Annotated in this window: 12 protein-coding genes; 4 read left to right on the top strand and 8 right to left on the bottom strand. The window is 65.3% G+C overall.

What is annotated here, in order from left to right; all coding sequences use genetic code 11:
- Positions 1–108: 108 nt before the first annotated feature.
- Positions 109–1023 (bottom strand): phosphoribosylaminoimidazolesuccinocarboxamide synthase, encoded by a 915-nt coding sequence (locus tag Q7T45_RS19775; RefSeq protein ID WP_304872872.1) that lies wholly within the window; start codon positions 1021–1023, stop codon positions 109–111.
- Between the two features lie 62 nt (positions 1024–1085).
- A complete protein-coding gene (locus tag Q7T45_RS19770; RefSeq protein ID WP_304872871.1) occupies positions 1086–2003 on the bottom strand; it encodes a pirin family protein in 918 nt (305 codons plus the stop codon).
- 341 nt (positions 2004–2344) lie between these two features.
- On the opposite strand from Q7T45_RS19770, the gene Q7T45_RS19765 reads away from it, so the two are divergent.
- From Q7T45_RS19765 to Q7T45_RS19750, 4 genes are all read left to right on the top strand, one after another.
- On the top strand, positions 2345–4093 hold the full coding sequence (locus tag Q7T45_RS19765) for an ATP-binding protein (RefSeq protein ID WP_304872870.1): 1749 nt from the start codon (positions 2345–2347) through the stop codon (positions 4091–4093).
- Between the two features lie 40 nt (positions 4094–4133).
- Positions 4134–4706 (top strand): GNAT family N-acetyltransferase, encoded by a 573-nt coding sequence (locus tag Q7T45_RS19760; protein WP_304872869.1) that lies wholly within the window; start codon positions 4134–4136, stop codon positions 4704–4706.
- A gap of 89 nt (positions 4707–4795) precedes the next feature.
- Entirely contained in the window at positions 4796–5854 is a 1059-nt protein-coding gene (locus Q7T45_RS19755) for a helix-turn-helix domain-containing protein (protein ID WP_304872868.1), read from the top strand.
- A gap of 147 nt (positions 5855–6001) precedes the next feature.
- A complete protein-coding gene (locus Q7T45_RS19750; RefSeq protein ID WP_304872867.1) occupies positions 6002–7435 on the top strand; it encodes a serine hydrolase in 1434 nt (477 codons plus the stop codon).
- A 164-nt stretch (positions 7436–7599) separates the two neighbouring features.
- Here Q7T45_RS19750 and Q7T45_RS19745 read toward each other — a convergent pair whose 3' ends face one another.
- From Q7T45_RS19745 to murA, 6 genes are all read right to left on the bottom strand, one after another.
- Positions 7600–8970, bottom strand: a complete 1371-nt coding sequence (locus Q7T45_RS19745) for an MmgE/PrpD family protein (protein WP_304872865.1) — start codon at positions 8968–8970, stop codon at positions 7600–7602.
- A gap of 81 nt (positions 8971–9051) precedes the next feature.
- Positions 9052–9567, bottom strand: coding sequence for a hypothetical protein (locus Q7T45_RS19740; RefSeq protein ID WP_304872864.1), 516 nt, complete (start codon positions 9565–9567; stop codon positions 9052–9054).
- A gap of 55 nt (positions 9568–9622) precedes the next feature.
- On the bottom strand, positions 9623–10276 hold the full coding sequence (locus tag Q7T45_RS19735) for a 2-hydroxychromene-2-carboxylate isomerase (RefSeq protein ID WP_304872862.1): 654 nt from the start codon (positions 10274–10276) through the stop codon (positions 9623–9625).
- A 90-nt stretch (positions 10277–10366) separates the two neighbouring features.
- Positions 10367–10840: a DUF2867 domain-containing protein gene (locus Q7T45_RS19730; protein WP_304872909.1), complete on the bottom strand. Its 474-nt coding sequence runs from the start codon at positions 10838–10840 to the stop codon at positions 10367–10369.
- A 9-nt stretch (positions 10841–10849) separates the two neighbouring features.
- Entirely contained in the window at positions 10850–12271 is a 1422-nt protein-coding gene (locus Q7T45_RS19725; protein ID WP_304872861.1) for an MATE family efflux transporter, read from the bottom strand.
- Positions 12272–12331: 60 nt separating this feature from the next.
- On the bottom strand, positions 12332–13633 hold the full coding sequence (gene murA / locus Q7T45_RS19720; protein WP_304872860.1) for a UDP-N-acetylglucosamine 1-carboxyvinyltransferase: 1302 nt from the start codon (positions 13631–13633) through the stop codon (positions 12332–12334).
- Positions 13634–13636: the final 3 nt, after the last annotated feature.

The following is a 13636-nucleotide window of genomic DNA, read 5'->3' as shown; positions in this document are numbered from 1 at the left end:
CCTCTGGAATACCGGGTCGCCCGGTCGAGTATACGGGCGACGACACTGGTGTTCGTTTCATTCATCAGCATCGGCTCCCAGGCCGGCAACAAACTCCCAATGACGAGCCTAAACGACGAGTTCGCTCCCGGTCACGCGGCGATAGGCTTCGAGATAGCGCTTGCTGGTGGCGTCCACCACGCTGGCCGGCAGCGGCGGGGGCGGGGCGTCGCCGTTCCAGCGCCCGGCGCGGCGCTCGACATCGAGATAATCGCGCAGCGGCTGTTTGTCGAAGCTCGGCTGCGGCTGACCGGGGTGATAGGCATCCGCCGCCCAGAACCGCGAACTGTCGGGGGTCATCACCTCGTCGATCAGAATGATGCGGCCGTCCTTGTCGCGGCCGAATTCGAACTTGGTGTCGGCGATGATGATGCCCTGCTCGCGGGCGATCTTTTCGCCGAGCGTATAGACGGCGCGGCTCATGCTCTCCAGTTCATACGCGACTTCGTCGCCCAGGACCTCGCGCATGCGCGCGATCGTGATGTTCTCGTCGTGGCCGGTTTCGGCCTTGGTGGCCGGACTGAAGATCGGGGGCTCCAGTTTGGCGCTCTCCAGCAGGCCGGAGGGGAGCTTCTCGCCGGCCAGCGTGCCCTCTGCGGCATATTCCTTCCAGGCCGAGCCGGAGATGTAGCCGCGGACCACGCATTCGATCGGGAATACCGTGGTGCGTTTGCACAGCATCGCGCGGCCGGCGAGCGAGGCGCGGTGGCCCTGTAGCGCCGGCACCTCGCCGATAATCTCATCGGCGTCGGCGCTGATCATGTGGTGATGCACCACGCCCTCGAGCAGCCCGAACCACCACGCGCTGATTTGCGTGAGCACCGCGCCCTTCATCGGGATGGTCTCGGCCATCACCACGTCGAACGCGCTGATGCGGTCGGTGGTCAGCAGCAGCACGCGGTCGGAGCCTACGGCGTAGATATCGCGAACCTTGCCGCGGCCGATCCGGGGAAGGGGCAGGTCGCTGGCGAGCATGGTGGTCATCGGGGTACTTTCAAAGGGGAACGATCGCGCTTGAGCGCGAGAGGCGCACGAAGAGAGATACCTCACTCCGGCAGCGGAATGAACTCATGCTCGTTGGGAACGTGGGCAAAACGGCCGGTTTTCCAGTCCTGCTTGGCCTGCTCGATCCGCTCCTTGCTGGAAGAGACGAAATTCCACCAGAGATGACGCGGTCCTTCCAGCGCGTCGCCGCCGAGGAACATCATCCGCACCGGCGTTATCGTCCTGACGGTGATGCGGTCGCCGGGCCGGAAGATCAGCAGCCGTGGCCCCTCGTAGCGGTCATCAGCGATTTCGATTTCGCCGTCGACCACGTAGATCGCACGTTCCTCATGGTCGGGATCGAGCGGCACGCGGATGCCGGCCTGCGCCGTGACCTCGGTGTAGAACCACGGCGACACCATCGCCACCGGCGACGTCGCCCCGAACGCGCTGCCCGCGATCACCCGGGCGGTGAAGCCGCCATCCTGAACCGTCGGCAGGTCGGCGGCGGCGTAATGCTGAAACGACGGGGCGATTTCTTCCGATGCGGCCGGCAATGCGATCCAGCTCTGCAGGCCGAGCATCTTCTGGCCGCTCGCCCGCTGGACATCAGGCGTCCGCTCGGAATGCGCGATGCCGCGTCCGGCGGTCATCAGGTTCATGGCGCCGGGCTGGATTTCCCTTGTATTGCCCTCGCTGTCGCGGTGCATGATGCTGCCGTCGAACAGATAGGTGACGGTGGCGAGCCCGATATGCGGATGCGGGCGAACGTCCATGCCCTTGCCGGACATGAACTGCACCGGCCCGAAATGGTCGAAAAAGATGAAGGGGCCGACCATCTGCCGCTTGCCATGCGGCAGCGCGCGACGCACCTCGAATCCATCGCCGAGGTCCCGGGTGCGCGGCACGATGACCAGCTCGAGCGCGTCGCAGGAGAGGGGGTCGCCGAGAACGGGATCGTTGGAGGGAAGCCAGCTCATGAAGTCTCCAGAGGTTTGGGCCATTATCTTGCGCCGGCGCCGCAGTGACAAGCCGTCATCCCCTCGCGCCGCCTGCCCAGGGGGGTGATGCAGGACGTTGGAATCGGGGCAAAATTCGACGTCAACGGACCGACGCAAATCCAACGCTATTGCGTGGCACAGCCCGGCGGACCACACGTCCTCCATGGTCAAAATTGCTCACATTCTCGTGGGCTGCATGGCAGATAAGCGTTCTGCGACGCTGCGACCGATCGAATCCCGTGAATCTACCGATATAAGTCGATTTCCGGCCGGACCATGCTGATTCTGGCCATCCGCGACAACGCAGTCGAATCGCCCGCATGACCGACGCCGCCGCACAAGTCCAGAAACTGCTGCTCCAGCAGGCGTCGATCGCCAGGTTTGGCAGCTTCGCGCTTCGCGAGCGGGATCTGGGCAAGATCCTCGCCGAAGCGGTCCGGGTCTGTGCCGAAGGCCTCGGCGCTCCCTTCTGCAAGATCTGCCGCTACCGTGCCGAAGAGAACGATCTGCTCATCGTCGCCGGCTATGGCTGGCAGGATGGCGTGGTCGGCAACGTGGTGTCGCGCGCCGACATGAGCTCGCCGCAAGGACGCGCCTTCACCACCGGCCTGCCGTCGATCATCGACGACGTGCAGGAGGTCGCTGGCTTCAAGCTGCCGCCATTTTACGCCGCGCACGGCATCGTCTCGATCATCGACGTCATCATCAAGGGCATCGACGATCAGCCGTACGGCATCCTCGAGGTCGACAATGACAAGCAGTACGATTACGACCAGTACGACATCAATTTTCTGACGGGGTTCGCCAACGTGCTGGCCGAGGCGGTCTTGACCGCTGCGCGGGGGGCAGCCCTGCAGGTTACCGTTGATCAGATGAAGGCCCTGGTCGAGGAAAAGGACCGGCTGCTCTACGAGAAGAATGTCTCCGATCTGCAGCTCATGCAGGCCCAGAAGATGGAAGCGGTCGGTCAATTGACCGGTGGCGTCGCGCACGACCTCAACAATATTCTCACCGTCATTACCGGAACCATCGAAATCCTCGCCGAAGCCGTCGCGGATCGCCCCGAGCTTCTGGCGATCGCGAAAATGATCGACGACGCCGCGGCGCGCGGCGCCGATCTGACCCAGCGCCTGCTCGCAGTCGCCCGCAAGCAGCCGCTGCAGCCGCGTGAGGTCGACGTCAATGCGCTGGTGACCCAGGCAGCCAATCTGCTGCGGCCGACGCTCGGCGAGCAGATCGAGATCCACATGATGCTCGCCGGGGATACGTCGCGCGCGCTGATCGATCCCAGCCAGCTTACCAATGCGGTTCTCAATCTCGCGCTCAACGCCCGCGACGCGATGCCGGACGGCGGCAAACTCACCATCGAGACCTGCAACGTCGTCCTCGACGAGGAATACGCCAGCAAGGTCAGCGATGTCACGGCCGGCAATTACGTGCTGGTCGCCGTGACCGATTCCGGACACGGCATTCCCGCCGCGATTCTCAACAATGTGTTCGAGCCCTTCTTCACCACCAAGGACGTCGATAAGGGGTCCGGCCTCGGCCTCAGCATGGTCTATGGATTCGTCAAGCAGTCCAATGGACACATCAAGATCTACAGCGAGGAAGGCCACGGCACGACGGTGAGAATCTACCTGCCTCAAGCGACAGGCGTCGCTCCGTCGGCCGAGTTGGTGAGCGAACCGAACATCGAAGGCGGCCATGAGACCATATTGGTCGTTGAGGACGACAGTCTGGTGCGAACCTTCGTGATCGGCCAAATTCAAAGCCTGGGCTACGCCACGCTGGCGGCGGTCAACGCCAGGGAAGCCATGGCCGTTATCGATGGCCCGGAGAAAGTCGATCTGCTGTTCACCGACATGATCATGCCGGGATCGATGAACGGTCGCCAGTTGGCGGACGCAGCCCTTCAACAAAGGGCCTCGCTGAAGGTATTGTTCACGTCGGGCTATTCGAACGAGGCCATCATTCACCACGGCCATCTCGACGCCGGGGTGCTGCTGCTCGCAAAGCCCTATCGCAAGTCGGATCTTGCCCAGATGATCCGCGCCGCGCTTGCTGACTGACATCAGGTAGCGGATACTGTTCCATGAAAATGGAAGCGGTATGATTGCTCCCCTCAAGCCCGGCGTTACACTTGCGCAACCGAACGGTCCCGTCGTCGAGACCGCGCGTCTGAGACTGCGGCAATGGCGCAGCGCCGATATCGCGCCATACACAGCGATGCTGGCCGATCCTCCCACCGCGCGGTTCATCACCGTCGACGGCAATCCCGTGATCGACGCGATGACCGGCTGGCGACACAGCGTCGTCATGGCCGGACACTGGTCGCTGCACGGCGCCGGCATGTTCGCGGTCGAGGAAAAGGAAAGCGGAAAATTCATCGGCCGGGTCGGGCCGTGGTTTCCGCCGGCCTGGCCGGAGTTTGAAATCGGCTGGGGCATTGCCAGGCAAGCCCAGGGCAAGGGTTACGCCGTCGAGGCGGCGCGCGCGTCGATCGATTGGGCCTTTGCCACGTTCGAGATCGAGCGGGTGATCCATTGTATCGACCGCGAGAACACCGCGTCGCAAGGCGTGGCGCGGCGGCTCGGAGCCGAAAAGGACCGCGAGATCGAACTGTTCGGCCATGTCGCGGATGTCTGGGTGACGTCGCGCGACAAATGGCAAGACCCGCGATGAACAGGCTGCGCCAGATGCTGCGAATTGAAACCGGCGATGGCCGGCGTTAGGTTCGACCCTGTCATCGCCATCAGGGAAATCGTGATCTCATGCAGTCGCCAATCGATCTAGCGCTGGTGGCGGGGACGACAACGCTGCTGGTATTGCTGGCGGCGCTGCTGTTGCGCGATTTCGGGGCCGTTGCCGCCGGCCGGCTGGCCGCGGCTTTTGCGCTGGGCTCCGCGGCCCATGCCCTGACGGCAACGATCGGCTTCGCCGTGCCGGTGACACCGTGGCACGCGGTCCTGATCGCGGTTTCCACCGCCAATGCCGTCATATTCTGGCTGTTCGCCCGGGCACTGTTCGACGATTCGTTTCAGTTGCGGCGCTGGCATGCGGTGCCATGGGCCGCCGTTGCGAGCTTAAGTCTCCTCAATTGTCTCGTGCTGGCGCCCGCGCACCTGTTGGACCCGCAAATTCCCGCCATCGCCATGACCGTGATTTCGCTGGCTTTCGTCGGGCTCGCGGTCGGCCAGACCATTGCGTCCTGGTCGGCCGATCTGGTCGAGGACCGGCGGCGCCTGCGGGTGTTCGTCGTGGTCGCGACCGCGATCTATGCCGCCGTCAATGCGGGATTGCAGCTCCTGGTGTCCGGCAACGGCGCGCCCGGCGCTATCGCCACCGCGCACAATGCGATTCTCGCGGCCGTCGTGATTGCCCTTGCCTGTTCGCTGATGCGCATCAGGGGCGAGACGTTATTGCCTGCGGCCGCGACGCCAGGCGCCGTGGCCGCGCCTGCCAGCGAGTCGGGCGCCACCGATCGGAAGCTGCTCGATGCGCTGACGCGGCTGATGGCCGACGAGCGCATCTATCGCCATGACGGCATCACCATCGGGACGCTGGCGACCAGGCTCGCCGTGCCCGAATACAGATTGCGGCGGCTGATCAATCAGCAGCTCGGCTACCGCAATTTCAATGTCTTTCTCAACAACCACCGGATCGAGGAGGCGAAAGCCGCATTGGCGGACCCGTCGCAGGCCGAGGTGCCCGTGATCACCATTGCGATGGATGCCGGTTTTCAGTCGCTCGGGCCGTTCAACCGGGCCTTCAAGGCCACCACCGGCGTCACACCGACCGAATATCGCAGGCTCAACGAGATCAACGCCTGATCGGCAGGCTGTTGTAATTCCTCCGGTTTTTCGGAATCGGCGAGGCTCTTCCAGTTTCGGCCAGCGCGATTTCAATTCCGGCGAGCCACCGCCGCCTGGTTAGGGCTGATGGCCGGCACGCGCTCATGCGTCATGCCGGAGGCAGAAGTGACCAACCGACGTCTTATCCTCACCCTCGCCGCGACCACCGCCCTCAGCGCTCTGGCGCTGACGGCCGTGTGGGCCCGCGACATTCCCAAGGTCGCGACTGGTTTCGTCGCCAATGTGCTCTGTTCGGAGACCTTCGTTACCGGTGCCGATCCCGCCAGGATATTCGCCGAGACGACGGCCGCGATGCCCGGTACCGGCCTGATCGGCTGGGCGCTGGATTACAAAATCGACCGGGCGCGCAGGGATGTCACGGTGACGCTGCTTGGCCTCGGCCGCAGCCACGCCGTCTATCGCGAAGGTCTTGGCTGCCATCTCGATCATGGCGGCGCGGTCGCGGATATCCTGCTGCCCGCGACGGAAGCCAAGCCGTCGCAGCCGCTCCTGCCGGAGATTGCCGGACCTTCCGTGGTCGCGCCGCAGAGCCCGCAGCTCGCCGCAGCCCTCGACCGCGCCTTCGCCGAGCCGGAGCAGCCGCCATTCCGCCGTACCAAGGCGATTGTGGTGGCGAGGGATGGCCGCGTCGTCGCCGAACGCTATGCGGAGGGCTATGGCGTTGAGACTCCAGTCCTCGGTTTCTCCGCGACCAAATCGGTGATGTCGGCGCTGACGGGCATTCTCGTGCGCAAGGGCAGACTGACGCTCGATCAGCCGGCGCCGGTCGCCGCGTGGCAAGGCGCAGGCGATCCCAGGCAAGCGATCACGGTCGATCATCTGCTGCGGCATACCGCGGGCCTGGCGCTCGGCAGTTCGCTGTCGGCTTCGCTCGCATCGGTGCTGGAGCCGGTCAATCGAATGAAGTTCATGGAGCCCGACATGGCGGCATATGCCGAGAGTGTCGCGCTCGAGACGCCACCCGGCACCGCCTGGAATTACAATGACGGCAACACCGTCATCCTCTCGCACCTGATCCGCAACGCGGCGGGAGGTCGTGCATCCGACGTGCTGCGGCTGGCGCGGCAGGAATTGTTCGACCCGCTCGGCATGCGCCATGTGACACTCGAATTCGACGCCGCGGGCACGCCGGAAGGATCGAGCCAGATACTGATGCCCGCGCGCGACTGGGCGCGGTTTGGCATGCTCTACCTTAATGACGGCGTCGCCGGTGCAAAGCGAATCCTGCCCGAAGGCTGGGTGAAATATTCGGCCTCACCGACGCCGAACGCCTGGGTCGGCATCGGTGCCGGCTTCTGGACCAACCAGGGCGACAGCTTTGGCGCCAACTACCGCACCGAGCGCGGCTGGCCGCGCGATGCCTTTTTCGCCAAGGGAACACTCGGGCAGTATGTGATCATCATTCCCAGCGAACGGCTGGTGATCGTCCGGCTCGGCCGCTCGCCGAACGGGCCGCCGGAGGCAGACGGCGTGTTCGAATTAGTCAGGGATGTGGTCGCGGCGACCGGCAAAAAGGCTCATGCGGCTGTCGGAAACTGAAACTTCGAGGTGAAGTTCAGTGCCACTGCGACGGCGGTGCGCCCCCTCTCCCATGGGGAGAGGGTTGGGGTGAGGGGGTACGGTCTATCGGAAAGTCGTAACCCCTCACCCGAATTGCTGCGCAATTCGACCTCTCCCAAAGGGAGAGGTGAGAAGAACCGCCGCTATTGCCGGCCGAGCTGCGTCGCCTTCGCGACCCGGTCGAATTTTTCCAGCGACAGGATGGCGTCGGCGAACTGGTCGGCGCGGCCGTTCAGCACCGGGCGGGCCAGCGTCAAGAACTTCTGCTGCATCGCCTGGGCGTCCGGAAACGAATTCGGCTCGCCGGAGGGATCGGCATAGAGCCGCTCGTGCACGCCATCCTCGGTCGTGATCGAGACGCGGGCGCCGAACGGATGCGTGCGGCCGATTTCAAGACGATCGTCCTGCACCACCTCGAACTTGTCCGCCAGCGCATCGACGGCGGCGTCGCCGAGCCGCTCATAATCGTCCCACCCGAAGCGGCCCTGATCCAGCGCTACCGCGCCGGTGAAGAACATCGAGAACTGGCCGCCGACGATCGAGGTCGGATGCCGCTTGGTGGCGGCGTCGCCGGTCAGCGTGATGCCGTTGCGATGCAGGCCGATCTCGACCTTGCTGATCTGGTCCGGCGTCAGATTGTGCTCGCGGCGCATCGCGATCAGCGCATCGAGGGCGGCGTGGGTGTAGCGGCAGCTCGGATAGGGTTTGACGCCGATCTTCATGGTCTCGTAGATCTGGCCGAGGCCGGCGACCGCCTTGTCGGGATGGGCGTTGTCGCTGTAGCCGACCAACAGGCCATGCTTGCCCTCGACCGATTCGGACGAACCGATGAAATCATTGCGCGCCAGCGTGGCTGCGATCACGCCGTTCATCGCGGCGGCGCCGACCTGGTAGCGCTTGTTCCAGGCGCCGTTGAACAGGAACTGGAGCGAGCCTGCGGCCTGGCTGCCGGAGACGCCGAACGCCGCGATGATCTGTTGCTGCGATAGCCCGAATAGCTTGGCGGCCGCCGCGGCCGCGCCATAGGTTCCGGCGGTCGCGGTGGGATGAAAGCCGCGCGCGTAATGCGAGGTCGGATCGAGCGCGTTGCCGAGCCGGCAGCACACTTCATAGCCGGCGACGATCGCGGTGAGCACGTCGCGGCCCGAGGCGCCGACCATCTCGCCGATCGCGAACGCGGCTGGAACCACCGGCGCGCTCGGGTGCAGCGAGGAATCCGCATGGGTGTCGTCGAAATCGAGGGAATGGCCGAGCGCGCCGTTGAGCAGCGCCGCCACCGCCGGCGTCCAGGTTTTGCTGTCGCCGAACACGGTGGAGTCGCCCTTGCCGTCGAGCGCCAGCGTTTCGAGCATCTTGAGCAGTGACGCGGTGGATTCGGCGTCGCGCCGCGCCCGGATGGCGCTGCCGAGAAAATCCAGCGTCAGCACCTTGGCGCGCGCCAGAACCTCATCCGGGATATCGTCGAATTTCAGGTTGGCGACGTAGGCGGCGAGGGTTGCAGTTTCATTGGCCATGTTATTTTGTTCCTTGGACCCGGACCGGCAAACTATTCGCATGATGGCGATCGTTCAAGCCGGATGACCTGAAGGCCGCCGCTATTGTCGGGCCTTCAGCGCATCGAGCGCGTGAAGGCGCAGGCGCTCGGAATCGCGCTCGCCGCGCGAAGCCTCGTCGAGAATGCTGCTCGACAGCAGTTTCAGCGCGTCCGAGGGGATCCGGAACGGCAATTCGTCGAGGCAGCGATCGAACGCCGCCGACATCGCTGCGATGGTTTCAGGCGTAAACGCATGGCCGCCCTGCGCCCCCGGGGCGTCCTGCGCCCCCGGGTGGGCGGCTGCCGCGAACGCCGTTTCAGGGCTATCGCGACCGCCGAGGCGGGCGGCTTCTGCGAGCACGCGGAGGTGGATCAAGGCGGCCTCGACCAGTTCGTGCTCTTCGATGTCGCCGGAACGCGACAACGCGACAATCCGTGTGGCGAGCCGCGCGCGATTTTCAGCGGTATCGGCTTCATCCCCCTCGATCGCAAGAAACCGTTCCCAGACCGCATCGAAAGCGCGCGCCAAAGCCGCTTTGGTGTCGTCGCTGTCGGGAGGGATGTCGATGGATGTCACCAGCGGTAACCGCCGGGGACACCCTTGGTTCCGGCCGTCGCGATCACTTGCGACATCAGGTGCGGCGGGTCAGGCCCTTGCTTTCCATCCGCCAGATCAGCATGTCGATGCGGTCCTGGCCGAAGAACGGTTCGTTCTCGAACACGAAGGTCGGCACCCCCCAGTGGCCGGAAGCCGCGTGGGCCGCTTCGTTGCCCGAGATCACCCGTTCGTAACGATCGGGATCGGCGGCAACCGCCGCGTCCATCGCGGCAAGGTCGAAGCCGGCGGCGCTCGCGGCATTGGCGAGATGATCGCCCTCGTTCCAGCCCTTGACCGTGCCGTCCCACAGCACCCGGCTGATCGCTTCGGTAAATTCCAGCGAACGGCCTTCCAGCTGCGCGGCCGCGCCGAGGCGGGTCAGGCGATGGATGTGGGGCTGGTTCTCGGCGACATCGAGCGTCGTCATGTCCTGCACGATCGGGTCGGGACGGGGAAACCGGAACGGGATGTTTTCGTGCTTGGCGACGCGGCTGGAATCCAGCACGACGTAGCGGGCAAATTGCGGATTGGCGCGTTTGAAGAATCCGGGCACCCGCACCGCCAGCGGATAGACCGGGCGCAGGTTCAGCGTCACGTCGTAATCGTCGATCATCTTGCGCGTTTTAGGCAGCGCGAGATAGCTGTAGGGACTGCGGAACGAAAAGAACAGGTCGATGGATAATGTCATGGAGCCTCGTCACGCCATTGATTGACGGAACAAAGCACGGGCGCAGCCGGGCGTCCATGCAGGCCGGAAGATACAAGCGATGCGTCGCTTTCAGGCCGCAACCTGGCGCAGCATGGCGCGGACCACGAGCCGGTGAAACAGCAGGATGATCGCAAGATAAGTCCGCCCGAGCCAGTTGTGCGTCTTCACCAGCGTGGTCGCGGTGACCTGCTGGCCGGCGCCACGGGTTGCGACATCGACCACGACGCGGAAATCCAGATGGAGGTCGTTGAAGCCGGCGACCAGGCGGTCCGGCGTCTGGCTGATCACGGGGAACATGCCGATCATGTCCCGCGGCGTGGTGGCGCTGGCGCCTGATGTTTTCAGGCCGAACGGCGCGACCAGGATATTGCGCAGGCTCACCAGCGCGTCGATCCATCGCGGTGCGCGGCCGACCATCCGCTCCGTGGCCTGCCGTGCATCGAGCGTGTGGCCATCGACTTCGAGGCCGAAAGCATCCGCGAATTGCGCGCCGGCCAGCAGCGCATCGGCATCGACGGTCGGCTTGATCTCGCGGATTTTCATCATCACCTCCTATCGCACCTGACCCAGCCGGTTTGCCAGCCGCCGGAAGCGCAGCACCAGTAGCACGGCATAAACCGCGGTGCCGCAGGACAGCCCGATCCAGACCCCGATGGCGCCCCATCCGGTCCAGAAGGCGAGCCCGTAGGCGGCGGGAAATCCGATCAGCCAGTAGCTGATCGCGGCAAACAGCAGCGGTATCCGCGTGTCGTTCATGCCGCGCAACGCGCCGGCGGCGACGGTCTGGATGCCGTCGGCGACAAAGAACGTGGCGCCGACCATCAGCAGTGTGGCGGTGAGCTCGATGACGAGACCGCCGCTCTCGACCGCCTCGCCGAAGAAGAACCGCGCAATCGCAAACCGGGCGAGGATCACGGCCAGCGTCAGCGCGGAAACCAGCGCCATGCCGAGCAGCGTGGCGACGAAACCCGCCCGCCTGACGGCCGCCGCATCGTTGCGGCCGACGGCATGCCCGACCCGCACGGTGGCCGCGATGCCGATGCCGAACGGCACCATGAACAGGATGGCGGTCACCTGCAGCGCGATCTGATGCGCCGCCAGCGCGGTGGTGCTGATCAGGCCCATCAGCAGGGCTGCCGCGGAGAACAGGCCGTATTCCAGCAGGAACGAGATCGAGATCGGCGCGCCGATCACGACCAGCTGCCGCATCAGCATCCAGTCGATGCGCCAGATCCGGCCGAGCACGTGATATTTCCGGAACGGCCGGCGGCGATGCGCGAACCACAGCGCCGCCAGGAACATGCCGAAATTGATGATCGTGGTGGCGAGGCCGGCGCCGAACAATTCCAGCCGCGGCAATCCCCATTCGCCGTGGATCAGCAGATAGACCAGCATCGCATTGGCCGGGATCGCCACCAGCGTGATCCACAACCCCGGCTCCGGCCGGTTGACCGCGCCCATGAAGCCGCGGATGGCGAGAAACCACAGCGCCGGCGCAATGCCCCACGCCAGGCCCAGCAGATATTCCTGCGCCAGCCGCGCCGTCGCCGGCGCCTGACCCAGCGCCAGCAGGATCTGTTCGCCATACAGCGGCGGCAGGATCATCGGCAGCGAAATGATCAGCGCGGCCCACAGCCCGACGCGCAGCGCGCGGCGCACCATCCGGGGATTGCGCGCGCCAAAGGCCTGCGCCGCCAGCGGCGCCACCGCGGACACCAGCCCCATGCCGAAGGTGAAGGTGATGAAGAACACCGAACTCGCCAGCGCCGCGGCGGCGACAGCCCCGTCGCCAAGCCGTCCGACCAGCGCCAGATCGGTGGTCATCATCGCGATCTGTCCGAGCTGCGTCAGCGCGATCGGCACCGCGAGCTTCAGCGTCTCGGCAAGTTCGAGCGTGAGGCGATGGCCGCGCGTGCTGGGGTCGGCCGGCGCCTGCTCGATTTCATCAAGGGATGTCTTGTCAAGGGAAGTCATGGGGACTGACTAGCACGGCCGCCGGGACGAAATGGTGGCGACAGGGTCGCAGTCGCTTGCTTACGCGTCGCGCGACCGCTCCGGCACGCGGGTGATTTTCGCGCCCAGCGCGTTGAGGCGCTCGTCGATGCGTTCATAGCCGCGCTCGATCTGGTCGGCGTTGTTGATGGTGCTGACGCCCTTGGCGCAGACGGCGGCCAGCAGCATCGCCATGCCGGCGCGGATGTCGGGTGACGTCATCTCCGCGCCGCGCAGCCGGCTCGGCCCCGCCACGATGGCGCGGTGCGGATCGCACAGCACGATGCGTCCGCCCATCGCGATCAGCTTGTCGACGAAGAACATCCGCGACTCGAACATCTTCTCGAACATCAGGATCACGCCGTCGCACTGGGTCGCGGTAACGATGGCGATCGACATCAGATCGGCCGGGAACGCCGGCCACGGCTGGTCCTCGAGTTTCGGCACGTGGCCGCCGAAATCATCATGGATCTTGAGGGTCTGCTGGGCCGGCACGATGAGGTCGTCGCCTTCGACCTCGCAGACGATGCCGAGCCGCTCGAAACCCATCCGGATCGAGCGCAGATGCCCGACGCCGGCCCGCGCGATGCGCAGCGGTGAACGCGTCACCGCGGCAAGGCCGATCAGCGAGCCCACCTCGATATGATCGGGCTGGATCGTATAGCTGGCCGAGCCGAGCGTCGCCGGTCCGTGCACGATGATGGTGTTGGTGCCGATGCCCTCGATGCGGGCGCCGAGCGCGACCAGGAAAAGCGCGAGGTCCTGCACATGCGGCTCGGAGGCGGCATTGCGCAAATAAGTGGTGCCATGCGCCGCCACCGCGGCCGTCAGCGCATTTTCCGTGGCCGTGACGCTGGGCTCATCCAGGAAGACGTCGGCGCCCCGAAGCTTGCCGGCGCGGAATTCCAGCCGGTCGGTGGCGGTGACCGTGGCGCCGAGCTGTTCGAAGGCCAGAAAATGCGTGTCGAGCCGGCGCCGGCCGATGACGTCGCCGCCGGGCGGCGGCAGCATCACTTCGCCGCAGCGGGCCAGCAGCGGTCCCGCCAGCAGGATCGAGGCGCGGATCCGCGCGCACAGCACCGGATCGAGGTCGGCGGCACGAATCTCCTTGGCGTGAATGGCCAGCGTGTTGCGCGCCTTCCATTCGGCCGACGCGCCGACCGAGCGGATCAGTTCGACCAGCGTTTCGGTGTCGCGAATCCGCGGCACGTTTTCGAGGGTAACCGGATGCTCGGTGAGCAACGCCGCCGCGATGATCGGCAAAGCGGCATTCTTGTTGCCCGACGGCTCGATGGTGCCGGACAGCCGGCGGCCGCCCTCAACGATGTATTGAAGCGGTGGCACCGA

It is taken from the genome of Bradyrhizobium sp. (assembly GCF_030646015.1).
Taxonomy (GTDB): domain Bacteria; phylum Pseudomonadota; class Alphaproteobacteria; order Rhizobiales; family Xanthobacteraceae; genus Bradyrhizobium.
This window is presented reverse-complemented; position numbering and strand designations above follow the sequence as displayed.

What these genes read in the sequence shown, in the direction of transcription:
- Q7T45_RS19760 (WP_304872869.1), top strand. Translation starts at nt 4,134, where the DNA reads ATGATTGCTCCCCTCAAGCCCGGCGTTACACTTGCGCAACCGAACGGT.
- Q7T45_RS19730 (WP_304872909.1), bottom strand. Translation starts at nt 10,840, where the DNA reads ATGAAAATCCGCGAGATCAAGCCGACCGTCGATGCCGATGCGCTGCTG.
- Q7T45_RS19775 (WP_304872872.1), bottom strand. Translation starts at nt 1,023, where the DNA reads ATGACCACCATGCTCGCCAGCGACCTGCCCCTTCCCCGGATCGGCCGC.
- Q7T45_RS19735 (WP_304872862.1), bottom strand. Translation starts at nt 10,276, where the DNA reads ATGACATTATCCATCGACCTGTTCTTTTCGTTCCGCAGTCCCTACAGC.
- Q7T45_RS19770 (WP_304872871.1), bottom strand. Translation starts at nt 2,003, where the DNA reads ATGAGCTGGCTTCCCTCCAACGATCCCGTTCTCGGCGACCCCCTCTCC.
- Q7T45_RS19745 (WP_304872865.1), bottom strand. Translation starts at nt 8,970, where the DNA reads ATGGCCAATGAAACTGCAACCCTCGCCGCCTACGTCGCCAACCTGAAA.
- Q7T45_RS19725 (WP_304872861.1), bottom strand. Translation starts at nt 12,271, where the DNA reads ATGACTTCCCTTGACAAGACATCCCTTGATGAAATCGAGCAGGCGCCG.
- Q7T45_RS19765 (WP_304872870.1), top strand. Translation starts at nt 2,345, where the DNA reads ATGACCGACGCCGCCGCACAAGTCCAGAAACTGCTGCTCCAGCAGGCG.
- Q7T45_RS19755 (WP_304872868.1), top strand. Translation starts at nt 4,796, where the DNA reads ATGCAGTCGCCAATCGATCTAGCGCTGGTGGCGGGGACGACAACGCTG.